The following is a 24,557-nucleotide window of genomic DNA, read 5'->3' on the forward strand; positions in this document are numbered from 1 at the left end:
CGCTATCGGTTCCGAGCGCCTTGCGCCTCGGTCCACGACGGCGACCAAGGCTGCCAGCAGTACCCGCCTCAAGCTCACCGAGATCTTTCTGTCGCTGCAGGGCGAATCGACGTTCGTCGGCTGCCCGACCGTGTTCGTGCGTCTCACCGGTTGCCCGCTGCGCTGCGGCTACTGCGACACTGAATACGCGTTCCATGGCGGCCGATGGCACGAGCAGGCGGAGGTGCTCGCCACCGTCGCCAGCCTTGGCGCACGGCACGTCTGCGTGACCGGCGGCGAGCCGCTGGCCCAGAAAGCGTGCCTGCCGCTGCTGACGGCGCTGTGCGACGCGGGCTACACCGTCTCGCTCGAAACCAGTGGCGCGCTCGATGTGTCCGGTGTCGATCCGCGCGTGGTCAAGATCCTCGACATCAAGACGCCCGGCTCGAACGAAGTGGCGCGCAATCGCTGGGACAACCTGCCGCTGCTCCTGCCGCAGGACCAGATCAAGTTCGTGTTGTGCAGCCGCGACGACTACGACTGGGCCAAGCGCATCGTTGCCGAACATGCGCTGACCGACCGCCACACCGTGCTGTTCTCGCCCAGCGCGAACCAGCTGCCGGCGCGCGACCTGGCGGACTGGATCGTCGCCGATCGCCTGCACGTGCGCTTCCAGATGCAGCTGCACAAGCTGCTGTGGGGCGCGGAGCCCGGGCGCTAGCGATCGACTCGCGAAGCATCGCGCCCGCTGTCTAGCGCCCTGTCGGTGGCTGACGCTGGCGCGAGAGGCCGTGTCATGGCCGGCGGGTGAAACTTCAACTGGAGTGACTGATGGACCCTCAGAAAAGCGCCGTCGTCCTGCTGTCCGGCGGGCTGGATTCCGCGACCGTGCTGGCCATCGCCCGCGCCGGCGGCTATCGCTGCCACTGCCTGAGCGTGGCCTACGGTCAGCGCCACAGTGCCGAACTGGCGGCATCGGAAAAGGTCGCGAAGCGTCTCGGCGCGGCCTCGCATCGCCTGATTCACGTGAATCTCGACTTGATCGGCGGCTCGGCCCTGACCGATCCTTCCATCGCCGTGCCGGAAGCCGCGACACCGGGCATTCCGGTGACTTATGTGCCGGCGCGCAACACGCTGTTCCTGTCGCTGGCGCTCGGCTTGGCGGAAGTGCAGGGTGCGGAAGCGCTGTTCATCGGCGTCAACGCGGTCGACTACAGCGGCTATCCGGACTGCCGGCCCGAGTTCATTGCCGCGTTCGAGAAGGTTGCCCAGCTCGCCACGCGCGCCGGCGTCGAGGGAGGTGCGCTGAAGATCCAGACGCCGCTGATCGCGATGAGCAAGGCGCAGATCATCACGCTCGGCACGCAGCTCGGTGTCGACTTCGCCGAGACCGTGTCCTGCTATCAGGCCGATGCCGAGGGCCGCGCCTGCGGTCGCTGCGATTCCTGCCGGCTGCGGCGTGACGGATTCATCGCCGCCGGCATCGCCGATCCAACCCGCTATCAGGCCGTTTCAGCAGGCTGAGCATGCGGAATTCGGCACGCTTGCCGCTATAATCCGCGCCTCGCGAAGATCAAGGGTCGTTAGCTCAGTCGGTAGAGCATCGGACTTTTAATCCGTTGGTCCTGGGTTCGAGTCCCAGACGACCCACCACTTGATCGCTTCCATCGACGCCACCGCCCGTCAGATCGTCGGAAATTTCAGCTTCGCCGCCGCCAGCAACTCCGGCGCCCGTGCGGCGATCGCTCCCCAGAACAGCAGCAGGATGAAGCGCTCGGCCTCGCGCTTGATGTCGGCCTGGCGCGACGGCTGTTCCAGGTAGTCCATCGAGAAGAACACCATCTGGCGCACGATCACGCGCGCCACGGCCAGCAGTTCCTCGTGCGACACCGCCGGCAGCATCAGCACGCCGAGCAGGTCTTCGGTCATGTCGACGGCAATGCCGTCGAGCAGGCCCTGCATCGCCTTTCGCATCACCGGGCTGGTGCCGTGCAGCTCGCGGATGCCGACGGTGTAGGCCTCGCGGTGATCCATGACGAAATCGAGCACGAGTCCGACCGACTCGCGCGCCAGCGCCTGCGCCTGCGCGAGGCCTTCCGCCGGGTTCGAGAAGTCCGACAGCTTGAAGCCCTCCTGGGCGGGTCGCATCCGCGCTTCGCGCAGGCCGGCGCGCAGTTCGGTGCCGAGCTCATCCAGCATCGCCACGCCCAGATCGTCGAAGTCCTTGAAATGGCGATAGAAAGTGTTCGGGTTCAAGCCTGCGTGGCGGGCGACTTCGCGCAGACCGAGGCTCGCCAGGCTCCGCGTGGTGGCGGCCAGTTCCAGCGCCGCTTCCATCAGCTTCTGACGACCGCTCGGGACGCGTTCCGGCGTCCTGTCCTGGCCCCGACCGCCATCTGAATTTTTCGCCATGTCAGGGATTTACGTTCTTGCCATCAAATAATGTCACAGAGACTGTTGACGTCATTGTCTACAGTCGTCTACTGTCCACGTAGACGATTGTATACCTGATGCCGGCAAGGCTTCGGGGATTCCAGTGAGGAGAACGAAGATGAGCGTCATCGATACCCAGAAGCCCACCCGCAACGCCAAGTCGAAGACCGTGATGCCGGTTCGCCGCGACGCGCAGTTTCCGCTGCCCGCCGAGCGCGCGCATGACTGGGTCGGCGATGGCGGCGTGCAGTTCACGCAACTGATGAACACCATGTCGCTGGTGATTCCGGTCGGCGAGCGCTTCTTCATCGACGCCGTCCGTCACTACCGCGACCAGATCACCGATCCGGACCTCAAGAAGGCCGCGACCGCGTTCATCGGCCAGGAAGCGATGCACGGCCGCGAGCACGACGAGTACAACGACCGCGTGATCCAGCGACTGCCGTCGGCTGCGGTGTTCGAGAAGCGCGTCAAGGCGCTGCTCGACTGGTTCCAGAATTCGACGCCGCCGGCCATGCGCCTGTCCGGCACCATCGCGCTGGAGCACATCACCGCGATCATGGCCGATGCGCTGCTGAAGGAACCGCGGATCAGCGAGAACGCCGAAAAGGGCTACGCGGCGCTGTGGCGCTGGCATGCGCTCGAGGAAACCGAGCACAAGGGCGTGGCCTACGACGTCTGGGAAGCCGCGATGGGCAAGGGCGCGCAGGCCTACATCATCCGTGCGTTTGGCCTGGTGCTCGCCACCAGCGTGTTCTGGGCGATGGTGACGCCGCACTTCCTGAATTTCGTCCGTCAGGAAGGCAAGCTGACTGATCTCAAGGGCTGGAAGTCGTTCTACCGCATGGCGTTCGGCGAAGTCGGCTTCCTGCGCAAGATGGTGCGTCCGTGGTTCGACTATTTCCGCCCGGGCTTCCACCCATGGGATGACGACAACAGCCACTACCTGGCCGAAGTCGAGTCCTTCACCGAAGCCTTCCGCACGCCGCGCGCGGCATACCTGAAGGCCGCGTAAGCCGCCGCTGCCGGGCATCGCGATGCACGGCGGCGGTACTCCTCTCCAAGCTCCCAGCCGGGCTGCCTGACAGCCCGCCGGGAATGCTGCGCCCGCAGTTCACTCCGGAATTCCTCATGGCCAGAAAGAAGATCACTCGTGATGCCACCGCCGTCGTCACGGGTGCCGGCAGCGGCATCGGTCGCGCGTTCGCGCTGGAACTGGCGCGCCGTGGCAGCCGCGTGGTCTGCGCCGACATCAACCTCGCGGCCGCGAAGGAAACCGTGAAGCTGATCGAGGAACTCGGCTCGACCGGCACCGCGCTGCGCTGCGATGTCTCGAAGGTCGAGGACGTCGAAGCGCTGGCCGCCAAGGCCGAAGCCTGGTTCAAGGGGCCGGCGACTGTGGTCATCAACAACGCCGGGGTTGGCGCCGGTGGCAAGCCGGTCGGTGCCACATCGATGGACGACTGGAACTGGGTGCTCGGCGTGAACCTGTGGGGCGTGATCCACGGCTGCCATGTGTTTGCGCCCCGGCTGCGCGCGGCCGGACGCGGCGGAATCATCAACGTCGGCTCCACCGCGAGCTTCGCCGCCGCGCCGATGATGGGCCCGTACAACGTGTCGAAGGCTGCCGTGCTCGCACTCAGCGAAACGATGGCCGCCGAACTGCAGGGCAGCGGCATCCACATCACCGCACTGTGCCCGACCTTCGTGAAAACGAACATCGTCAAGGATGGCCGCATCGACGCCGGCACCTCCGGCTTCGCTGAGAAGGTCATGCGCTGGACCGGCATCGAAGCCGATGGCGTGGCGAAGCAGACGCTCGATGCGCTCGACCGCAACCAGCTCTACGTGCTGCCGCAGCTGGAAGCGCGCGCCATCTGGCGCATGAAGCGCCTGGCGCCGGGCCTCTATGCCCGCGGTGCCGGTGTGCTCAATCGCTTCATGACGGCGAAGGCCTGATCCCCGAATTCATCTCGATCACCAGAACTGGAGGAGATTTCCGATGCAACTCGATACCGCGAAGATGCTGGCCAAGATCAAGAACACCCAGTGGGCGCTGGCCGACATCGACTGGGATGCGCCGGGTGCCGAACTGGTGACCGGCGATCCGGAGCTGTACGCCAAGCTCAAGGTGTTCATGGCCGACCTGATGTGGATCGAACACGTCGGCGCGCGCGCCTTCGCGGCGATGGCCAAGAAGGCGCCGGATGACACGCTGGCCGAGATCTATCGCTACTTCCACGCCGAAGAGCAGCGCCACGCCAATGTCGAAATGGCGTTGATGAAGCGCTGGGGCATGCTCGAAGGCGATGCCGACAACCCGATTCTGCCGGAGCCGAACATCAACCTGCGGCTGGTCATCGACTGGCTCGACACCTACAGCGACGAGATGCCGCTGGAAGTGCTCGGCTCGGTGATCCCGAGTCTGGAAATCGCGCTTGACGGCGCGCTGTGCAAGTTCCTGCTGGATACGGTGAAGGATCCGGTCTGCCACGCCGCGTTCGAGAAGATCAACGAGGACGAGGCGCGCCATCTTGGCATCGGTTTCCACGTGCTCGAAGTGATGGGCCACGGCAAGCTGCATCAGCTGCTGGTCAAGGCCGCTGGCAACCTGCTGAACCCGAAGCTGATCATCGGCATCGCCGCCTACCTGCCGCTGCTGAACCGCATGCGCGACAACCTGGTGAAACTGGGCCTGAAGGAAGAGCGCCTGTACGAAGCGATGAACAAGTACAAGCGCATCGGCGGCCGCACCGAGCAGGGCCGGCGCAACCCGTGGTTCCAGATCATCAGCCACCAGTCGGCGATGGTCGTCGACCGCAAGTCGCTGTACCACGTGCCGGTCGATGCGCTGGTGCGCCTGACCGACTACTACCCGCGCCGTCTGCTGAAGGCGACGCCGACCTGGGTCAAGGGCCTGACCTGGAAGACGGCGGCCTGATCCGGCTTTACGCGAGCCCGACGAACGTCAACCGTTAAACGCAAAGGCGCAAAGGAAACAGAAAGGACGCAAAGAAAGGCAATCGAAAGAGTGCGGTTTCCAGTTGTCATCGCTGTTCCTTTGCGTCCCTTCTTTTGTCGTTCTTTGCGCCTCTGCGTTGAACTTTTGATTCGGCTTTTCCCGCTCCAAGTCAGACCCTGCACGAGCAAGAACACATGACCCAGTACCTCGACAAAGCCCCCGACGCCGGCCGCCGTTCCCGCAAGGCGGCCGATCCCTCCGCCGTGAAAGTGGTTGAGGTGCTGATCGTCGGCGCCGGCTTTGCCGGGCTCGGCAGCGCCATCCAGCTGCGCAAGGCCGGCATCACCGACATCGCGATCGTCGAGCGCGGCACCGAGGTCGGTGGTACCTGGCGCGACAACCAGTATCCGGGTGCGGCCTGCGACATTCCGTCGAACCTCTATTCGTTCTCGTTCGCCCAGAACCCGGGCTGGACGCGCGGCTACTCGGGCAGCCGGGAAATCCTTGCGTACATCAAGGGGCTGGCGCGCGATCATGACCTGCTGCCGCTGATCCGCTTCCAGCACAACGTCGAGGCGCTGCATTTCGATGGCGGTGAAGGCGTGTGGACCGTGACCCTGACCGGCCGCGAGCCGATCAAGGCGCGCTCGGTGGTGATGGCGCAGGGTCCGCTGTCGAACGCCGGCTTCCCGAACATGCGCGGCATCGAGACCTTCCAGGGCAAGAAGATCCACAGCGCGCGCTGGGATCATTCGTACGACTTCGCCGGCAAGCGCGTGGCCGTGATCGGTACCGGCGCATCCGCTGTCCAGATCATCCCGGAACTGGTCAAGGTCGCCGACAAGGTCAAGGTTTTCCAGCGCACACCGGGCTGGGTGCTGCCGCGCTTCGACTTCCAGTCGCCGGAGTGGACGAAGGCGCTGTTCGCCAAGCTGCCGGTGTCGCAGACCGCGGTGCGTGAGGCGATGTACTGGATTCACGAATCGATGGCGCTCGGGATGATCTGGAACACGCCGATGACCAAGGCGCTGGAAATCCTCGGCAATCGCTTCCGCGAAGCGCAGGTCAAGGACGCCTGGCTGCGTCGCCAGCTGACGCCGGACTTCAAGATCGGCTGCAAGCGCGTGCTGATGACCAACGATTACTACCCGGCGCTGCAGAAGCCGAACTGCGAGCTGATCTCCTGGCCGATCGCCAACATCTCGGAGAAGGGCATTCGCAGTGTCGAAGGGCTGGAACATCAGGTCGACTGCATCGTCTTCGCGACCGGCTTCGAGGTGTCGAAGAACGGCACGCCGTTCCCGGTGCACGGCCTCGGCGGTCGCGATCTGAACGCCGAGTGGTCGGGCGGGGCGCAGGCCTACAAGAGCGTGCAGGTGTCCGGCTATCCGAACCTGTACTTCACGTTCGGTCCGAATTCAGGCCCCGGCCACAATTCCGCGCTGGTCTACATGGAATCGCAGATCGATTACATCGTCCGCTCGATCGGCAGGCTGGCGGCGGGCAAGCTCAAGTACATCGACGTGCGTGCCGACGCACAGAAGACCTACAACGTCGACATTCAGAAGCGGCTCGCGAAGACCAACTGGAACTCCGGCTGCAAGAGCTGGTACCTGTCGGCCGACGGCTTCAACTCGACGATGTTCCCGGGCTTCGCGACCCAGTTCGCGAAGCAGATGGCGACGTTCCGCGAGCGCGATTACCGGCTGGTCTGAGGTTCACGGAAAAGGGACAGCCGCCTGCGCTAAGCTTTCGCGGCCGCTCCCACGCTCCACGAGTCAACGACATGAGTCTTTCGCTGCGCGACCAGCTGCTGCAGGCGGGTCTGATCACCAAGAAGCAGGCCGAGAAGGCACAGGCCGCCACCGGCAAGGACAAGCCGCGCGGTCAGCACAATCACGGCAAGCCGGTCGTGGCACAAGCGCCGAATGCCGAAGCGCTGAAGGCCGCGGAAGCCGCGCGTCTGGCCAAGGCCGCGAAAGATCGCGAACTGATGGAAAAGGCCAAGGAAAAACAGGCCCTGAAGGCGAAGTACGCCGAGATCAAGCAGCTGGTCGAAGCCAACAAGCTGCCGCCGGTCGCGAGCGAGATGCTCTACAACTTCACCGACCGCAAGAACAATATCCGCCGCATTCCGGTGACGCCGGAACTGCGCGCCCAGATCATCGACGGCCGCCTCGCGATTGCCCGCTGCGAAGGCCGCTATTTCCTGGTGCCGGCCGCGGTCGGCGACAAGATTCGCGAGCGCGATCCGAACGCCGTGGCGGTGATCAACCGCGAGTCCGACAAGGTCGATGAAAACGATCCGTACAAGGACTACAAGGTGCCGGACGATCTGATCTGGTGACCATGCCCCCTCATTCCAGGGGGTCAAGGACAAGGCAACCGTTAACCGCAAAGACGCAAAGGAAAAAATCAAGGACGCAAAGATAATCGTGGTGGACGCGACCGCTCACAATTTTCCCTTTGCGTCCTCCTTTTTGCCTTTCTTTGCGCCTTTGCGCTTAAATTTTGAGGTGCCTGCTTCAACGCGACGCCGGCTTCAGAACAGCCCGCTGATGTTGCCGTCGGCGTCGACGTCGATCACTTCCGCAGCCGGCCGTGCCGGCAGGCCCGGCATGGTCATGATCTCGCCGCAGACGGCGACGATGAAGCCGGCACCGGCCGACAGCCGCACCTCGCGCACCGGCAGCATATGGCCGGTCGGTGCGCCCTTCAGGTTCGGGTCGGTCGAGAACGAGTACTGGGTCTTGGCGATGCAGACCGGGAAGTGGCCGTAACCGGCATCCGCCCATTCCTTCAGCTGCTTCCTGACCTTGCCTTCGGCGCTGACACCGGACGCGCCATAGACCCGCTTCGCGATCGCTTCGATCTTGCCGAGCAGCGGCAGCTCGTCGGCGTACACCGGTGTCGCGCCCGGCGCGGCGTTCGCTTCGCAAAGCTCGACGACGATCCGCGCCAGCGCCTCGGCACCGGCGGCACCCTCGGCCCAGTGGCGCGCTTCGACGCAGGCCACGCCCATCGCGGCACAGGCTTCGCGGATCACGGCGAGTTCGGCCGCCGTGTCGGCCGTGAAATGGTTGATCGACACGACGCACGGCAGGCCGTAGACCTCGCGGACATTGGCCACATGCTTCTGCAGGTTGGCGAGGCCGGCGCGAACCGCGTCGACGTTCTCGCGGCCCATGTCCGGCATCGCGACGCCGCCGTGGAACTTGATCGCCCGCACCGTGGCGACGATCACCGCGCAGGCCGGCTTCAGGCCCGCCTGCCGGCACTTGATGTCGATGAACTTCTCGGCGCCCAGATCGGCACCGAAGCCGGCCTCCGTCACCACATATTCTCCGAGCTTCAGCGCCGTCTGCGTGGCGATCACCGAATTGCAGCCGTGGGCGATATTGGCGAACGGACCCCCGTGGATGATTGCCGGATTGCCGGCGAGGGTCTGGACCAGGTTCGGCTTGATCGCGTCCTTGAGCAGTGCGGCCATCGCGCCGTCGCACTTCAGATCCTTCGCCGTGACCGGTGCGCCGTCGCGGGTCGATGCGACGACGATGCGGCCGAGCCGCGCCTTGAGATCGGCCAGCGACGTCGCCAGACACAGAATCGCCATCACTTCCGAGGCGACCACGATGTTGAAACCGTCCTGCCGCGGGAAGCCGTTGCCGGGCCCGCCGAGCGACACCACGATGTCGCGCAGCGCGCGGTCGTTCATGTCGACGACGCGCTTCCAGGTGATGCGTCGCACATCGATGCCCAGCGCGTTGCCGTGATGGATGTGGTTGTCCAGCATCGCGGCCAGCAGGTTATTGGCGAGTGCGATGGCGTGGAAGTCGCCGGTGAAATGGAGGTTGATGTCCTCCATCGGCAGCACCTGACTCTGGCCGCCGCCGGTGGCGCCGCCCTTCATGCCGAAGCACGGACCGAGCGAGGGCTCGCGCACGCAGGTGATCGCGCGCTTGCCGATCAGGTTCAGGGCATCGCCGAGGCCGACCGTCGTCGTGGTCTTGCCTTCACCCGGTGGGGTCGGCGTGATCGCCGTGACCAGCACCAGATGGCCATCCGGGCGTGCGCGCAGGCCGGCAATGTAGTCGAGCGACAGCTTGGCCTTGTAATGACCGTAAGGCTCCATTTCGATCGCCGGAATTCCGAGACGGGATTCGATCAGCGGAATGATCGGCTGCAGGGTGGCGGCCTTGGCAATCTCGATATCGCTTTTCATGGGCTCTTCTGTCATGCGCGCCGGCAGCGCGTCGTGCCGAAATGATAGTCCAACGCCACCCGGTCGCGATCAGGCCTTGGCGGCGGGTGCGCGCTTGCCGAACAGGCGTGTTCCCAGCATGAAGACCGCCAGTGCAACGGCACCGGCAACGACGCCGATGACCCCATTCAGCAGTGGCGCGAGCACCGCGCCGCCGATGCTGCCGGCGCTTTCGGCCAGATGGTGCACGGTGGCTTCGCCGCCCGGAATGCCGTGCACGAGAATGCCGCCGCCGACGAGGAACATCGCCGCAGTGCCGACCACCGAAAGCGTCTTCATCAGCTTCGGCGCCGTTGCCAGCAGTAGGCGGCCGAGCGCCTGCTGACCCGTGCCGGGCTTGCGGCTCAGGTAGAGACCGGCGTCATCGAGCTTGACGATCGCGGCGACGAGACCATAGACGCCGACGGTCATGATCACCGAAATGCCGGACAGCACCGCCAGCTGTGACGTCAGCGCGGCACCGGCGACCGTGCCGAGGCTGATCACGATGATCTCGGCCGACAGCACGAAATCGGTCCGGATCGCGCCCTTGATCTTGTCCCGCTCGAATGCGACCAGATCGATCGCCGGATCCGCCAGCGCGTTCGTCAGTTCGGCATGGTGAGCCTCGTCTTCTGCGGCCGGATGCAGGAACTTGTGCGCGAGCTTCTCCACACCTTCGAAGCACAGATAGAGGCCGCCAATCATCAGCAGCGGCAGCACCAGCCCGGGCGCCAGCGCGCTGATCGCCAGCGCCAGCGGCACCAGGATCAGCTTGTTGATGAACGAGCCCTTGGCCACGGCCCAGACCACCGGCAGTTCGCGCTCGGAGGCGATGCCGGACACCTGCTGCGCATTCAGCGCCAGATCGTCGCCGAGCACGCCGGCGGTCTTGCGCGCGGCGACCTTGGTCATCGCGGCGACGTCGTCGAGCAGGGTCGCGATGTCGTCGATCAGGGCAAACAGACTGCTTCCAGCCACGGCGGCGTTCCTTGTCGGCAAGCGCGAGCGAGCGCGCGGGAACAGCAGTATGACCGTCCGGGGCCGGTGCGGCAGCGAGCGGGCGACGCCGATTCGACGCGCGCCGGGATTGTCATCGACCTCACGTTAAACTGTTGTCAACGTTACCGAACTTCACCCGAATGGGGCTTGCGGCGACTGTTGCGTCTGCCGCAAGGTAACCGTGCAGTTCCGGATGTTCCCGGCGGGAACCCTGATCGGATGCGGCGACTGAACGGAATGCCGTTCCCGCGCGTCCAAGCGACTTCGGCGACGCCCCGGCCCGATGCTTTCGGGCCACACCCACTTCTCAAGATGGAGCAAACAGCATGCGCAGAGTCGTCGCTATCGCGCTGGTCATTGGCGCGATCGCCGTGCTCGGTTGGTTCGTGTTTCTTCGCAAGCCGGCGGCGACGCTCGCGGATGGCAGCGATGCCCCGGCCGCCGCCGGCAAGCCGGGCGAAGGCAAGCGCATCCGGCGCGGCCCCGGCGGTCCCGGTGGCTTCGACGGCCCCATTCCGGTCGCCCTGGGCGATGTCGCGCGTCGCGACGTGCCGATCTATCTCGATGGCCTCGGTACCGTGCAGGCGTTCAACACGGTGACGGTCCGGCCGCAGGTCAGCGGCCAGCTGGTATCGGTCGCGTTCAAGGAGGGGCAGGAGGTGAAGGCCGGCGACCTGCTGGCGCAGATCGACCCGCGCAGCTTCGAAGCACAGTTGCAGCAGGCGCTGGCGCAGAAATCCCAGAACGAGGCGCTGCTGAACACGGCCAGGCGCGATCTGCAGCGTTTCAGCGAGCTGGTGGGAGACGGTTATGTCTCCAAGCAGCAGCTCGACACCCAGGCACAGACCGTGGCGCAGCTGCAGGCCACGGTGAAGGCCAACGAGGCGGCGGTGCAGAACGCCCGCATCTCCGTCGGCTATGCCCGCGTCACCGCACCGATCAGCGGCATCACCGGCCTGCGCCTGGTCGACGTCGGCAATCTGGTCGACGCCGGCACCACCGGCGGGCTGGTCGTGGTCACGCAGATCAAGCCGATCTCGGTGCTGTTCACCTTGCCCGAGCAGAGTCTCGGCGACATTCGCGCCGCTGGCGGGCAGGGGCTCAAGGTCCTCGCCTTCGATCGTGACAACACCCGGCAGTTGGCCGCCGGCGAGCTGACCGTGGTCGACAACCAGATCAACCAGACCACCGGCACGATCCTGCTGAAGGCGACGTTCCCGAACGATGACAAGGCCCTGTGGCCGGGCCAGTTCGTCAACATGAAGCTGCTGGTCCGCACCGAGAAGAACGGTCTGGTGATTCCGGCCAACGCCGTGCAGCGCGGCCCGAACGGCGACTTCGTCTATGTCTCCACCGCCAACGAAAAGGGCGAGGCGACCGCCGAGATGCGGCCGATCAAGGTCGCGCTCAGCGAGGGCGGCACGGCCCTGATCGCCAGCGGACTGAACGACGGCGACCGCATCGTCGTCGATGGCCAGTACCGGCTGCAGCCGGGCTCCAGGATCAAGCCGGCTGGCGATGCTCCGGCTGCTGATCCGGCGGCTGCGGCCGCACCCGGCGGTGACGCTGCCGGCAAGCCGGGCGAACCGGGCGGCGAACGCAAGCGACGGCGGCGACCGGATGATGCCGGCGCCGGTCCGGCACCGGTTGAAGCACCGACGCCAGCACCGTCGCCGGCAAAGCCCTGAGCCCCGAGCCTGCCGCCGCCATGAGCATTTCCGCGCCGTTCATCTCGCGCCCGATCGCCACCACGCTGATGATGATCGCGGTGGTGCTGCTCGGCGCGCTCGGCTATCGCGGGCTGCCGATCTCGGCCTTGCCGGCGGTCGATTTCCCGACGATCCAGGTCACCACGCAGTTGCCGGGTGCCAGCCCGCAGGTGATGGAGTCGCTGGTCACGACGCCGCTCGAACGGCAGTTCGGCACCATCGCCGGTCTGGCGTCGATGAACTCGAATTCGGCGTTCGGGCTGTCGACGATCACGCTGCAGTTCGTGCTCGATCGCGATATCGACAACGCCGCGCAGGACGTGCAGGCCTCGATCAACGCCGCTCGCGGCACCCTGCCGAATGACCTGCCGTATCCGCCGGTCTACAACAAGGTCAACCCGGCCGATGCGCCGATCCTGCAGCTCGCGATCAGCTCCGACGTGCTGCCGCAGAACCAGGTCGCCGATCTTGCCGATTCGGTGCTGGCGCAGAAGCTGTCGCAGGTCAGCGGCGTCGGCCTCGTGTCGATCCAGGGCAACCAGCGGCCCGCCGTCCGCGTGCAGGCCAACCCGACCGCGCTCGCGAGCCTCGATCTCGGCCTCGAAGACATTCGCACGGCGCTGCAGCAGGCGAACGTCAACGCACCGAAAGGCACGTTCGACGGCCCCAAGCAGAGCTTCACCATCGGCTCGAACGACCAGATCGTCTCCGCCGACGAGTACAAGCCCGTGATCGTCGCGTACCGCAACGGCGCGCCGGTGCGGTTGTCGGACATCGCGACCGTCATCGAAGGCGTCGAAAACGAGCAGCTCGCCGCTTGGGTGAGTGCGACGAGCTTTGCGAGCACTGCTCGCACGTCGCACGAACGCCCGGGCGTCGGAGACGACCGGGCCGGAACGAGTGCGACGAGCTTTGCGAGCACTGCTCGCACGTCGCACGAACGCCCCGCCAGGGATGGCGGGGCCGGCGTCAGCGAGACGCGCGAAGTCTCGCCGGGGACGGCAAGTGCAATCTTTGCCCAAGCAAACTCGACTGCCGCTCAGCAATCCCAACCCCCATCCCGCCCCGCCGTCCTTGTCGACATCCGCCGCCAGCCGGGCGCGAACATCATCGAGACCGTCGCGCGCATTCAGGCGCTGCTGCCGCAGCTGACGTCGAGCTTCCCGGCCTCGGTCAAGGTCACGGTGCTGGCCGATCGCACCGAAACCATCCGTGCCTCGGTGCACGACGTGCAGTTCACGATGCTGCTGACCGTGGCCCTGGTGGTGATGGTGATCTTCGTGTTCCTGCGCAAGCTGTGGGCGACTGTGATCCCGAGCATCGCGCTGCCGCTGTCGATCATCGGCACCTTCGGCGTCATGGGCCTGTGCGGCTTTTCGCTCGACAACCTGAGCCTGATGGCGCTGACCATCGCCACCGGCTTCGTCGTCGACGATGCCATCGTGATGATCGAGAACATCGTCCGCTACATCGAGAAGGGCGAGGACCCGGAAACCGCCGCGCGCAATGGTGCCAGGCAGATCGGCTTCACCGTGATCTCGCTGACGGTGAGCCTGATCGCCGTGTTCATCCCGCTGCTGTTCATGAGCGGCGTCATCGGCCGGCTGTTCCGCGAGTTCGCGCTGGTGCTGACCATTGCGGTCACGATCTCGGCCTTCGTCTCGCTGACCCTGACGCCGATGATGTGCGCCAAGCTGCTGAAGCCCGAGGCGCACGACAAGCCGCGCGGCAAGCTGTTCGACTGGTCCGAGCGCCAGTTCGACAACCTGCTCGGTGGCTACGAGCGCAGCTTGCGCTGGGTCATGGCGCGGCCGAAGCAGACGATGCTGGTGTTCGCCTCGACGCTCGTCGCCACCGTGCTGCTGTTCCTGGTGATTCCGAAAGGCCTGCTGCCGCAGCAGGACACGGGCGTGATCGTCGGCGTCGCCGAAGCCGAGGCCAGCATCTCGTTCCCGGCGATGCGGGCGCGGACGCAGGCGCTGACCGACGTCATCCGGCAGGATCCGGACGTGCAGTCGGTCGCCGCCTTTGTCGGCAGCGGCAGCATCAATCCGACCCTGAACACCGGCCGCCTGAACATCGTGCTGAAGCCGCGGGCGCAGCGTTCGTCGTCGGCGGACGACGTGATCAAGCGGCTGAAGACGCTGTCCGAGGACGTTGAAGGCATCACGCTGTTCATGCAGCCGGTGCAGGACCTGCAGATCGACAGTCGCATTGCCCGCACCCAGTACCAGTACGAGCTGAAGAGTCTCGATGCCAGCGAACTGGCCGAGTGGACGCCGAAGCTGATCGAGTCGCTGAAGGCGCAGGCGCAGCTGACCGATGTCACCACCGAGCAGCAGACCGATGGCCTGTACCTTTCGCTGGCCATCCAGCGCGATCGCGCATCGCGGCTCGGCGTGCCGGTGCAGGCGATCGACGACACCCTGTACGACGCTTTCGGCCAGCGTCAGGTCACGACCATCTTCACCGCGATCAACCAGTATCGCGTCGTGCTCGAAGTGCCACCCGAATTCCGCAAGCGGCCCGATGCCCTCGATCAGCTCTACGTGAAATCGACCACCGGCGCGCTGGTGCCGCTGTCGGCCGTGGCGACGGCGACGACGACCCGCGGCCCGCTGGTGCTGAGCCATCAGGGCCAGCTGCCGGCGGCGACGATCTCGTTCAACCTGGCACCCGGCTACAGCCTGAGCGATGCGCTGCCGGCGATCGCGGCCGCCGAGGCCGCGATCGGCCTGCCGGTGTCGGTGCAGCGCAGCTTCACCGGCACGGCCGCCGAATTCCAGAGCGCGCTGGCCAGCATGCCGTGGCTGATTCTCGCGGCGATCGTCGTGATCTACATCGTGCTCGGCGTGCTGTACGAGAGCTACATCCACCCGATCACGATCCTGTCGACCCTGCCGTCGGCCGGCGTCGGTGCGCTGCTGGCGCTGCTGGTCACCGGGCAGGATTTCTCGGTCGTCGCGCTGATCGGCGTGGTGCTGCTGATCGGCATCGTCAAGAAGAACGCGATCATGATGATCGACTTCGCGCTGGAAGCCGAACGCGATCATGGCAAGGCCCCGCACGAGGCGATCTTCGAAGCGGCGCTGCTGCGTTTCCGGCCGATCATGATGACGACGATGGCGGCACTGCTCGGTGCATTGCCGCTGGCGCTGGAATCCGGCACCGGTTCCGAGCTTCGCAATCCGCTCGGCATCGCCATCGTCGGCGGTCTGGTGCTGAGCCAGATGCTGACCCTGTACACGACGCCGGTGATCTACCTGTACATGGGGCAACTGGCCGAGCGCCTGTCGAAGCGCTTCGGCCGCGCCGATGACGCGCCGGACGCGGTCGCAGGCCGGTACCCGTGAACTTCAGCGCCGCGTTCATCCGGCGGCCGATCGGCACCTCGCTGCTGGCGATCGGGGTGTTCCTGATCGGCGTGCTGGCGTATTCGCGGCTGCCGGTGGCGCCGCTGCCGCAGGTCGAGTTCCCGATCATCTTCGTGTCGACCCAGCAGCCCGGCGCCAGCCCGGAAACGATGGCGCAGACCGTGGCGGCGCCGCTCGAACGGCGCTTCGGCCAGATCCCCGGCGTCAACGAGATCACCTCGACCAGCGCGCTGGGCAGCACGACGATCATCCTGCAGTTCGACCTGAACCGGGAGATCGACGGGGCCGCGCGCGATGTGCAGGCCGCGATCAACGCGTCGCTGGCCGATCTGCCGGCCGGGCTGCCGTCGCCGCCGACCTATCGCAAGGCCAATCCCAACGACGCGCCGATCCTGATCCTGGCGATGACCTCGGACAATGTCGGCCTCGACAAGGTCTACGAGGTTGCCGACACCCAGTTGAGCCCGAGCCTGTCGCAGATTCCGGGCGTGGCCGAAGTCCAGATTTCCGGCGCTGCCAAACCGGCGATCCGCATCCAGGCCAATCCCGGCGCGCTGGCGCGGATGGGCCTGTCGATGGCGACCGTCCGCAATGCCGTGACCAGCCTCACGGTCAATCGCTCGAAAGGCTCGCTCAGCGATGAATCGAGCACCTGGGTGCTCGATGCCAACGATCAGCTGGCGACGGTCGAGGACTTCAAGAACGCGATCATCTCGACCCGCGACGGCGTGCCGATTCCGCTGTCGTCGGTCGCCACCGTGATCGAAGGACAGGAGAACACGCGGCTGGCCGGCTGGTTCAATGGCAAGCGCGCGGTGCTGCTGTTCATTCGCAAGCAGGCCGATGCCAACGTCATCGAGACCGTCGACCAGATCCTGGCCGAGCTGCCGGCCTTGCGTGCCAGCATGCCGGCGGGCGTCGACATCTCGATCCAGGCCGATCGCACGCAGACCATCCGCGCGTCGGTGCACGAGGTGCAGATCGCGCTGGTGGTATCGACGGCGCTGGTCATCCTCGTGATGTTCATGTTCCTGCGCCGCGGCGTGCCGACGGCGATTGCCGGCGTCACCGTGCCGCTGGCGCTGGCGGCGACCTTCGCGGCGATGTGGCTGCTCGACTACAGCCTCGACAACCTGTCGCTGATCGCATTGACCGTCTCGGTCGGCTTCGTCGTCGATGACGCGATCGTCGTGATCGAGAACATCGTCCGGCACATCGAGCGCGGCGAGAAGCCGATGCAGGCGGCGCTGCGCGGCACGCGCGAGATCGGCTTCACGGTGCTGTCGATCACCGTCAGCCTGATCGCCGTGTTCGTGCCGATCCTGTTCCTCGGCGGCATCCCGGGGCGCCTGTTCCGCGAGTTCTCGGTGACCCTGTCGATCGCCGTCGTGGTGTCGGCGCTGATTTCGCTGACCCTGACGCCCGCGCTGTGCGCGCGCTTCCTGCGCGCCGAGCGCCATGACCGGCCGCCCGGCATCGTCGGCCGCAGCCTCGAAGCGATGCTCGACCGCATGCTCGGCGCCTATCGGGTCTGCCTCGACTGGACCCTGCGCCACACGCGGATCATGGCCGTGCTGACCGTGGCCATGGTCTTCGTCACCGGCTGGCTGTACGGCGTGGTGCCCAAAGGCTTCTTCCCGCAGCAGGACACCGGCCTGATCAACGGCAGCATCGTGGCGGCGCAGGACACCTCGTTCGAGGCCATCACCGACAAGGTGCTGAAGCTCGCCGATGTCGTGCTGGCCGATCCGGCGGTGGCGTCGGCCGTCTACTTCGTCGGCGGCAATCGGCGCGCGTCGAACTCCGGTCGCATGTTCATCAACCTGAAGACGCCGGAGCAGGGCCGCAAGGTCACGGCCGATCAGGTGATCGAACGGCTGCGGCCGAAGTCGGCGAAGGTCGAAGGGGTCGAGATGTTCCTGCGGCCGATCCAGGACCTGCGCGCCGGTGGCCGTGCCGGGCGCGCGCAGTTCATCTACGCCCTGTCGTCGCCGGAAACGGCGGACCTTTACGAGTGGACGCCGAAGCTGGTCGAGCGCCTGAAGAAGCTGCCGCAGCTGCGCGATGTCAGCTCCGATCTCGAAACCGGCGCGCTGCAGCTGAACGTCATCGTCAATCGCGATGCCGCGTCGCGGCTCGGCCTGCGGCCGGCGACGATCGATCAGGCGCTGTACGACGCCTTCGGCCAGCGCCAGATCGCGCTGCTGTACGACCGCACCAACCAGTACCGCGTGATCCTCGAAGCCACGCCGGACGAGCAGCGCGATCCCTCCGCGCTGGGCCGCGTGCAGATCGCGACACCGACCGGCGCCAGCGTGCCGCTGTCATCGGTCGCGCGCTTCGAGTTCGGCACGGCGCCGCTGTCGATCAACCACGAAGGCCAGTTCACCGTCGTCAACCTGACCTTCAATCTGGCACCCGGTGCCTCGCTGCCGCAGGTCACGCCGCTGATCCAGCGCGAGATGGCGGAAATCCAGATGCCGGGCACCATACGCGGGAGCTTCGGCGGCAGTGCCGCGTTGTTCGCCAGCGGCCTGTCGAGCTTTCCGATCCTGCTGATCACCGCACTGCTCGCCGTCTACATCGTGCTCGGCATGCTGTACGAAAGCTGGATCCATCCGCTGACCATCCTGTCGACGATTCCGTCGGCCGGCATCGGCGCGCTGCTGGCGCTGCTCGCGTTCAACATGGAACTGTCGCTGGTCGCGATCATCGGCATCATCCTGCTGATCGGCATCGTCAAGAAGAACGCGATCCTGATGATCGACTTCGCGCTGGAAGCGCAGCGCAATCGCGGCCTGACGCCGCGCGAGGCGATCCACGAAGCCTGCCTGACCCGGTTCCGGCCGATCACGATGACGACGATGGCCGCCGTGTTCGGCGCCGTGCCGCTGGCGATCGGGCTCGGCACCGGCTCGGAACTGCGTCAGCCCCTCGGCGTGGCGATCATCGGTGGCCTGCTGCTGAGCCAGTTGCTGACGCTGTTCACGACGCCGGTGGTCTATCTCGGCTTCGAGAAGCTCAGCCGCGGCGTGCGCCGCCTGCGCGCACGATTGCCGCGTCGTGTGGCGGTCAACCCGGCCTGATCCCGGCATCCGTCGACGAAAGCCGCACCGCTGCGTCGGCAAACGAGTAAACTGCGCGCCTTCGGAGAGTAGCTCAGCTTGGTAGAGCACCTGCTTTGGGAGCAGGGGGTCGCAGGTTCGATTCCTGTCTCTCCGACCAGTTTTCGCATTCGCATTACGACAAAGGCCGCTCATCGAGCGGCCTTTGTCGTTTCCGGGGCTCGCCTGCCCGCTACGAGATCAGGCGCCGAAGGCTTCCTGGGCCGCCGCGGTGTTCATGAAGTCGCGGAAGTGCAGCCACTTGCCGTTGCGGATCGTGATCACGTGGACGAAGTCGGAGTCGATGCTGCCGCCGGTCTTGCGCGCGGTCAGGCGCAGGTGGCCGGTGACCACCACCTTGTCGCCGCTGGCGATGAATTCCTCGGCGTCGAACTGGTGGATGTCGACCGAGGCCAGCACGGTGTCGAAGAAGCGACGGGCTTCGTCGCGCGTCCGGTAATGGCCGGCGTACGGAATCGTGGCCGGACCGTAGAAGTCGATCACCACGTCGTCGTCGAGCAGTTCGAGTATGCCCGGCACGTCGGCGGCGCCGAAGCGGGCGAAGACTTCCCTGACCATCGCGATGTTGCTGGCCTCTAAGCTCGCAAGCTTGGGCTCCAGGATCAGCGGCAGCGTGGTGCAGCTGTGCTGCAGCAGGGTCGCGGTCTGTGCAACGGTGGGCGCGAGCCCGGGTCGCAGGCTGCGGTAACCATCGAGCAGACCGGCAATCAGGCACTCCACTTCCAGGCTCGCCAGCGGGGCGCCGAGGCAGTAGTGGATGCCGTGGCCGAAGCTCAGATGCTGGCCGGCGTTCTCGCGATTGAGGCTGAAGCGCATCGGGTCCGGGAAGACCTCGGGGTCGTGGTTGGCGGCGGCGAAGAACAGCGCTACCCATTCGCCGGCGGCGATCGTGCGACCGCCGATCTCGACGTCTCGTGTCACCTGCCGGAACAGGCGCTGCGGCGGGCCGGTCATGCGCAGCGTTTCGTGCAGGAAGCGGCCGATCTTCGAGCGGTCGGTCTGCAGTTCGGCCCAGACCTCGGGATGTTCGGCCAGCACTTTCAGGCAGTTGGCGGCGAAGTACATCGTGGTTTCGCTGCCGGCGACGACGAGGGTGAAGCAGAAGCGCCAGACCTCGTCGGTGCTGAGCGTCTGGCCTTCGGATTCGGCGGTCAGCAGGGCATCGATCAGGTCGTCGTTCGGGCTTGCGCCGGCGGCGAGCCGTGCCGCGCGCTCGGCGACGGTCTGCACGAAGTAGCCGACCATCTCGCGATTGCTGATGTCGCGGTCTTCCGCCGACAGGTCGGCACTGAGCATGAAGGCGTTGGACCAGCGCTGGAAGCGGTCGGTCAGATCGGCCGGAAGCCCCAGCAGATGCACCATCAGCCGCGCCGGCAGGCCCGCACACAGCGCGGACACGCCATCGAATTCGCCAGCCGGCAGCTGGCCGATCAGATCACGCACCACCGCTTCGATTGCCGGCCGCAGTTCGCGCACCCGCTTCGGCGTGAACGCCTTGACCACGATGCGGCGCAGCTTCGCGTGTTCCGGATCGTCGTGGTTGACCAGCATCAGGATCGGCGCGCCGGTGCCTTGCTGGAAGTTGGCGGACGAGAACGTGACCGGATCGCGCGCGGCCGCCTGCACGTGTGCGTGCTTGAGCAGCGCCCAGGCCCGCAGCGGCGCGTCGCGGCCGGGAACGGTGCCGGGCGGCCAATCGGCATAGCCGGGCAGCGGCGATTCGGCGCGCAGCGCGGCGTAGGCCGGGTAGGGATTGGCGATGACCTCGGGCGTGGCCAGATCGCGGGCTTCGTAGCGTGGGTGCATCGTCGTCTCCTCGCTGCTCGATAATGGTTTCCAGGGATCAACCGGCATCCCGTTTTATGGCGACGTTCAACTATGTCCTCAGGACACAATAAGTCCGCGATTCCGGCGAGGTCAAACCGTGCGCGGTCGACGAAGAGCGCAACCGTGCCCGCGACACCGTCGCCCGATGCCGCGCCGTCGCCGGTGTCGCAGGCCGCGCGGGACTTTCTCAATCTGTTCTATCCGGTGCACTACAAGATCGGCATTGGGATCGAGGACGCGCTGCGAGGCGGCCGGCTGACCCGCCATCAGGTGGCGATCCTGTGGCTGATCCGCTCCGAAGGCGAGGGCGGCAAGCGCATCGCCCGCAAGGAGATCGAGCGTTCGATCACCCGCTGGTTCGAAATCGGCAACTCGGCGATTTCCAAGGCCTTGCGGGTGCTGGCGAAGCCGCCGCACGAGCTGCTGGCGATCGTCGAGAACCCGCTGTCGGCACGCGAGCGCTACGTGCTGCTGACGCCTGCGGGCGAGCAGCAGATCGAATGGATGATCGATCAGGGCCACCGTTTCCTGCAGCGCATGGTCGATCACCTGCGCGCCGACGAATCGGCGCAGGGCGTGCATTTCCTGACACGGGTCAGCGCGATCATCGACATCGTCGCGCGTGAAAAGCCGGTGGCGTCGGCGGCACCGGCAGCGGCTGCCGAAGGCCGCAAGCCGCGTCGGGCGCGGCGTTAGCGGCTTCCGGCGCGGATCGCTTCAGCGGATCTCGACGCTGCGCCGGGCAATCAGCTGGCCCTGCGACGTGCGCAGGTCGACCTGCCAGTGGCCGCGCGGGTCTTCGCCGAAGTGCAGCTTGCGGCTGTAGGTGCGGAAGCCGGCGTCGCGGCCGCCGGTGATCTCGGCGGGAATGCGGTCGATCAGGCGACCGTCCTGCTGCCAGTCGAAGACCACGGCCTGCGACAGTCCGCGCGGCGCGCGCACGGCAACGAAGGCGATCAGCCCGGTTTCGGTCAGTTGCGTGATGGCGACCTGGTCGACCGCAGCGCCCGGCACGAAGCCGTCGAGCGTGGTCGTGATCCTCGCCTCGCGCACCCACAGCCCGGCAGGCGGGATCGCGGCGCGGCCCAGCCACATCAGCACGAGCAGCGCGGCCGCGATGGTGCCGACCGCGAGGTACCGCCGCTTTGCCGCACCATCGGCGGTCTGGCGCAGCAGCGCGACGAGGCTCAGCAGCAGGGTCAGCGCGGTGATGCCGAACGCGATCGGCAGCGCCTGTTCGACCGGCAGGTGCACGGCCAGCGGCAGGATCACCAGCGACGCGACGAAGCTGCAGCCGCCGTGGAAGGCCATCGACAGCGCCGGGTTCGGCGCGATGCGGTGCCAGTACAGCGGATCGATCGCGGAGGCCACCGCCAGCGCACCGGCGGCGATCACGAACGCGATCTGGCCCGGCGCAGCCGCCGACATCGCCGTGAACAGGAACGGCAGCGAGAAGAACAGCAGTTCCTGCTGCACCTGCTGGGTGATGAAGCGGGCCGTGGCCTCCGGCAGACGGCCGCGCGTACGCCGCGCGAACCAGCGGCCGAGCACGCCTTCGGCCAGCAGCCACGGCCAGCCAAGCAGCGCGATCACCGCCATTACCCGCGCCATGTGCTCGCCGCGCTGCACCAGCAGGAAGCTGCCGACGCCGAACGCGAAGCTGGCCACCGGCAGCAGCAGCGGATGACGGTGCAGCAGGGCCAGCACGCGGCCCAGCAGCGTGCCCGAGACCGGCGTCACCGGGCTTGGTGGCGGCGCATCGGGATCGATCGGGGAGGGTGCCGACTCGGGCACTGGCGACTCGGACATGTCGAAAAGCAGGGATGGACAGGCGGGCACGGCCGGGCAGACTGGACATCGGGCGATGCCTGCACGACGAACCGCACCCGGTCAGGCGGCGATTCTGCCCTGCGCGGCGAGGCGGTGCGTTGACGCGCCGACGCGAAGGCGGCACTCGCATGCCAAGGTCGCCACTGCCGCCGCGTCGCGGATCAGCCTGCCACGTGGCCGGATCGGCTGCCCGCGTCGCCTCTCTGTGCGTCGACCAGTCGCGTCAGCAGGGCGATCTGCTGTTGCTGCATCGCCACCAACTCCCGCCACTGCTCCTCGCGAAGGCGGTCGACCTTCTGATGCAGCGCGAGGATTTCCAGTTCCGATTTCAGGTTGACCTCGTAGTCGTGCTCGGCGGCCGCGCGATCCTTCGCGGATTGCCGGTTCTGCGACATCATGATGACCGGCGCCTGCAGCGCCGCGAGCATCGACAGGATCAGGTTCAGGAACACGAACGGATAGTGGTCGAACGGCGTGCCGAAACGCACCAGGATCACGCTGTTCAGGATCACCCAGACGATCAGCAGGCCGATGAAGCTCAGGATGAAGGTCCACGAGCCGCCGAACGCCGCGATGCGATCGGCGATGCGCTCGCCGACGCTCATGCCGTCCTCGTATTCCTGCTGCGCGTTGCGGCTGACGTGCAGGCGCCGACCGACGCGCTCGATGACATGGCGCTCGCTGCGCGACACGCGCTTGCCGTCGGCGGCGATGCGGGCCGTCAACTCGTCGAGCGATTTCGGGTCGGCGAGCGTCGGGTTCTGATCGAAATGGCGGGTCATCGCAAGAACTCCGGAGCCTGTGGACGATGCGCGACGGCGCTCAAGGTGCTCGGTCGGCGGCGTGATAGTGCCCCTGAAGATACGCGCGCACGGCGGGCTGCAGGGTCAGGCCGATCGCCCGGGTGGCGGCGACGCGTGACGCGCCGGCCTCGCCGGTCAGCGCCAGCAGATGCGCGCGGGCGACCCAGTACGGCTGGTAGCGATCGATGCTCGCGGTGTCGATCCGGTCGAGCAGCGCCAGGCCCTGCACCGGATCGCCGGCCTCGCCGGTCGCAACCGCATGGCCGACCTGCGCGCCGATGGTCGGCGCAATCCGCAGCAGGTGCCGGTACAGGGTGACGATGCCGGCCCACGGCACGGTGCCGGTGAAGGCGCGCTGGGCGTGCGCGGCCTGAATGGCCGCTTCCAGCTGGAACGGACCCGGCTGGCGCAGGGCCGAGGCCCGCCACAACCACTGGTTGGCGTCGACGATCATCGCGCGATCCCAGCGCGCGCAGTCCTGCGCGTGCAGCGGCACGAACGCGCCATCCCGATCGAAGCGCGCGCCGCGGCGTGATTCGCAGAGCAGCATCAGCGCCAGCAGGCCCATCGCTTCGGCACTGTCCGGCTGCAGCGCCACGACCAGCTTCGCCAGGTACAGCGCTTCGTCGATCAGATCGGACGGCGTGTGGTCATCCGGGGCGACGGCGTCCCAGCCAAGGCTGAAGGCCGCGTAGATCGCTTCGAGCACGGCCTGCAGGCGCGCTGGCAGTTCCGGGCCTTCCGGCGGTTCGAAGCGCAGGCCGGCGTCGCGGATCCGCTTCTTGGCACGGACCAGCCGCTGCGCCAGCGTGGCCGGCGGCAGCAGGAAGGCCGAGGCGATCTGCCGGGCGTCGAGCCCGAGCACGGTCTGCAGCATCAATGCGGCATGCACGCGGGCGTCGAGCGCCGGATGGGCGCAGACGAACATCAGCTGCAGCCGGTGATCGGGAATCGGCTGCAACAGCGGCGCGTCGGGGTCGTCGTGCGCGAACTCGTCATCGAGCATCGCGGTCACGGCCGGATCGCGGGTCAGCCGACGATGCCGCGCCACCTGCAGCAACGCGCGCTTGGCCACCGTCATCAGCCAGGCTTCCGGGGACGCCGGGATGCCGGTTTTCGGCCAGTGCTCGAGCGCCGCCAGCAGCGCGGTGGCCAGCGCATCCTCCGCCGCTTCGAGATCGCGCCACTGCCACGCCAGCCATGACAGCCGCCGCCCGTAGGCCTCGCGGGCGGCGGCCGCAGCCGCGATGGCGACGTCATCGGTCATCGCGGC

Annotated in this window: 18 protein-coding genes and 2 tRNA genes; 13 read left to right on the forward strand and 7 right to left on the reverse strand. The window is 66.6% G+C overall.

Features of this window, described 5'->3' with window-relative positions; genetic code table 11:
- Positions 1-4 precede the first annotated feature (4 nt).
- The 3 genes from queE (at position 5) to QZ951_RS05745 (ending at position 1,632) form a co-directional block, all read left to right on the forward strand.
- Entirely contained in the window at positions 5-700 is a 696-nt protein-coding gene (gene queE / locus QZ951_RS05735; RefSeq protein ID WP_366943824.1) for a 7-carboxy-7-deazaguanine synthase QueE, read from the forward strand.
- A gap of 110 nt (positions 701-810) precedes the next feature.
- Positions 811-1,503 carry a 7-cyano-7-deazaguanine synthase QueC gene (gene queC / locus QZ951_RS05740; RefSeq protein ID WP_292999493.1) on the forward strand — a complete coding sequence of 231 codons (693 nt, stop codon included), beginning with the start codon at positions 811-813 and terminating at the stop codon, positions 1,501-1,503.
- A 53-nt stretch (positions 1,504-1,556) separates the two neighbouring features.
- Positions 1,557-1,632 (forward strand) — tRNA-Lys (locus QZ951_RS05745).
- Between the two features lie 30 nt (positions 1,633-1,662).
- On the opposite strand, the gene QZ951_RS05750 is transcribed toward QZ951_RS05745, so the two are convergent.
- The gene (locus tag QZ951_RS05750) at positions 1,663-2,391 is read right to left on the reverse strand and encodes a TetR family transcriptional regulator (RefSeq protein ID WP_292999495.1); all 729 of its coding nucleotides are present in this window, start codon (positions 2,389-2,391) and stop codon (positions 1,663-1,665) included.
- Between the two features lie 139 nt (positions 2,392-2,530).
- On the opposite strand from QZ951_RS05750, the gene QZ951_RS05755 reads away from it, so the two are divergent.
- From QZ951_RS05755 to QZ951_RS05775, 5 genes are all read left to right on the forward strand, one after another.
- Positions 2,531-3,427, forward strand: coding sequence for a metal-dependent hydrolase (locus QZ951_RS05755; RefSeq protein WP_292999497.1), 897 nt, complete (start codon positions 2,531-2,533; stop codon positions 3,425-3,427).
- 116 nt (positions 3,428-3,543) lie between these two features.
- The gene (locus tag QZ951_RS05760) at positions 3,544-4,371 is read left to right on the forward strand and encodes an SDR family NAD(P)-dependent oxidoreductase (protein WP_292999499.1); all 828 of its coding nucleotides are present in this window, start codon (positions 3,544-3,546) and stop codon (positions 4,369-4,371) included.
- Positions 4,372-4,414: 43 nt separating this feature from the next.
- Positions 4,415-5,353 carry a hypothetical protein gene (locus QZ951_RS05765; protein ID WP_292999501.1) on the forward strand — a complete coding sequence of 313 codons (939 nt, stop codon included), beginning with the start codon at positions 4,415-4,417 and terminating at the stop codon, positions 5,351-5,353.
- Positions 5,354-5,568: 215 nt separating this feature from the next.
- Complete coding sequence (locus QZ951_RS05770; protein WP_292999503.1) at positions 5,569-7,089, forward strand: NAD(P)/FAD-dependent oxidoreductase; 1,521 nt, start codon at positions 5,569-5,571, stop codon at positions 7,087-7,089.
- A 71-nt stretch (positions 7,090-7,160) separates the two neighbouring features.
- Positions 7,161-7,721, forward strand: coding sequence for a DUF2058 domain-containing protein (locus tag QZ951_RS05775; RefSeq protein ID WP_292999505.1), 561 nt, complete (start codon positions 7,161-7,163; stop codon positions 7,719-7,721).
- 195 nt (positions 7,722-7,916) lie between these two features.
- On the opposite strand, the gene QZ951_RS05780 is transcribed toward QZ951_RS05775, so the two are convergent.
- Together QZ951_RS05780 and QZ951_RS05785 are read right to left on the reverse strand one after the other, a co-directional pair.
- Positions 7,917-9,596, reverse strand: a complete 1,680-nt coding sequence (locus QZ951_RS05780) for a formate--tetrahydrofolate ligase (RefSeq protein ID WP_292999507.1) — start codon at positions 9,594-9,596, stop codon at positions 7,917-7,919.
- 69 nt (positions 9,597-9,665) lie between these two features.
- On the reverse strand, positions 9,666-10,595 hold the full coding sequence (locus QZ951_RS05785; protein WP_292999509.1) for a DUF808 domain-containing protein: 930 nt from the start codon (positions 10,593-10,595) through the stop codon (positions 9,666-9,668).
- A 347-nt stretch (positions 10,596-10,942) separates the two neighbouring features.
- Between QZ951_RS05785 and QZ951_RS05790 the strand changes: the two genes are divergently transcribed.
- From QZ951_RS05790 to QZ951_RS05805, 4 genes are all read left to right on the forward strand, one after another.
- Positions 10,943-12,304 (forward strand): efflux RND transporter periplasmic adaptor subunit, encoded by a 1,362-nt coding sequence (locus QZ951_RS05790; RefSeq protein ID WP_292999511.1) that lies wholly within the window; start codon positions 10,943-10,945, stop codon positions 12,302-12,304.
- A 20-nt stretch (positions 12,305-12,324) separates the two neighbouring features.
- On the forward strand, positions 12,325-15,678 hold the full coding sequence (locus QZ951_RS05795; RefSeq protein WP_292999513.1) for an efflux RND transporter permease subunit: 3,354 nt from the start codon (positions 12,325-12,327) through the stop codon (positions 15,676-15,678).
- Positions 15,675-18,785: an efflux RND transporter permease subunit gene (locus tag QZ951_RS05800; RefSeq protein ID WP_292999515.1), complete on the forward strand. Its 3,111-nt coding sequence runs from the start codon at positions 15,675-15,677 to the stop codon at positions 18,783-18,785. Before QZ951_RS05795 ends, QZ951_RS05800 begins: the two co-directional genes overlap by 4 nt.
- 62 nt (positions 18,786-18,847) lie before the next feature.
- Positions 18,848-18,924: transfer RNA gene (locus QZ951_RS05805), tRNA-Pro, on the forward strand.
- A gap of 80 nt (positions 18,925-19,004) precedes the next feature.
- On the opposite strand, the gene QZ951_RS05810 is transcribed toward QZ951_RS05805, so the two are convergent.
- Complete coding sequence (locus tag QZ951_RS05810; protein WP_292999517.1) at positions 19,005-20,630, reverse strand: cytochrome P450; 1,626 nt, start codon at positions 20,628-20,630, stop codon at positions 19,005-19,007.
- 144 nt (positions 20,631-20,774) lie between these two features.
- Between QZ951_RS05810 and QZ951_RS05815 the strand changes: the two genes are divergently transcribed.
- Positions 20,775-21,347, forward strand: a complete 573-nt coding sequence (locus tag QZ951_RS05815; protein WP_292999519.1) for a winged helix DNA-binding protein — start codon at positions 20,775-20,777, stop codon at positions 21,345-21,347.
- 21 nt (positions 21,348-21,368) lie between these two features.
- Here QZ951_RS05815 and QZ951_RS05820 read toward each other — a convergent pair whose 3' ends face one another.
- The 3 genes from QZ951_RS05820 to QZ951_RS05830 form a co-directional block, all read right to left on the reverse strand.
- A complete protein-coding gene (locus QZ951_RS05820) occupies positions 21,369-22,460 on the reverse strand; it encodes a DUF2914 domain-containing protein (RefSeq protein ID WP_292999521.1) in 1,092 nt (363 codons plus the stop codon).
- A gap of 182 nt (positions 22,461-22,642) precedes the next feature.
- Complete coding sequence (locus QZ951_RS05825; RefSeq protein WP_292999523.1) at positions 22,643-23,263, reverse strand: DUF1003 domain-containing protein; 621 nt, start codon at positions 23,261-23,263, stop codon at positions 22,643-22,645.
- A gap of 40 nt (positions 23,264-23,303) precedes the next feature.
- Positions 23,304-24,551, reverse strand: coding sequence for a DUF6596 domain-containing protein (locus QZ951_RS05830; RefSeq protein ID WP_292999525.1), 1,248 nt, complete (start codon positions 24,549-24,551; stop codon positions 23,304-23,306).
- Between the last annotated feature and the right edge of the window lie 6 nt (positions 24,552-24,557).

The organism is Nevskia sp. (genome assembly GCF_021732705.1).
Classification (GTDB): Bacteria; Pseudomonadota; Gammaproteobacteria; order Nevskiales; family Nevskiaceae; genus Nevskia.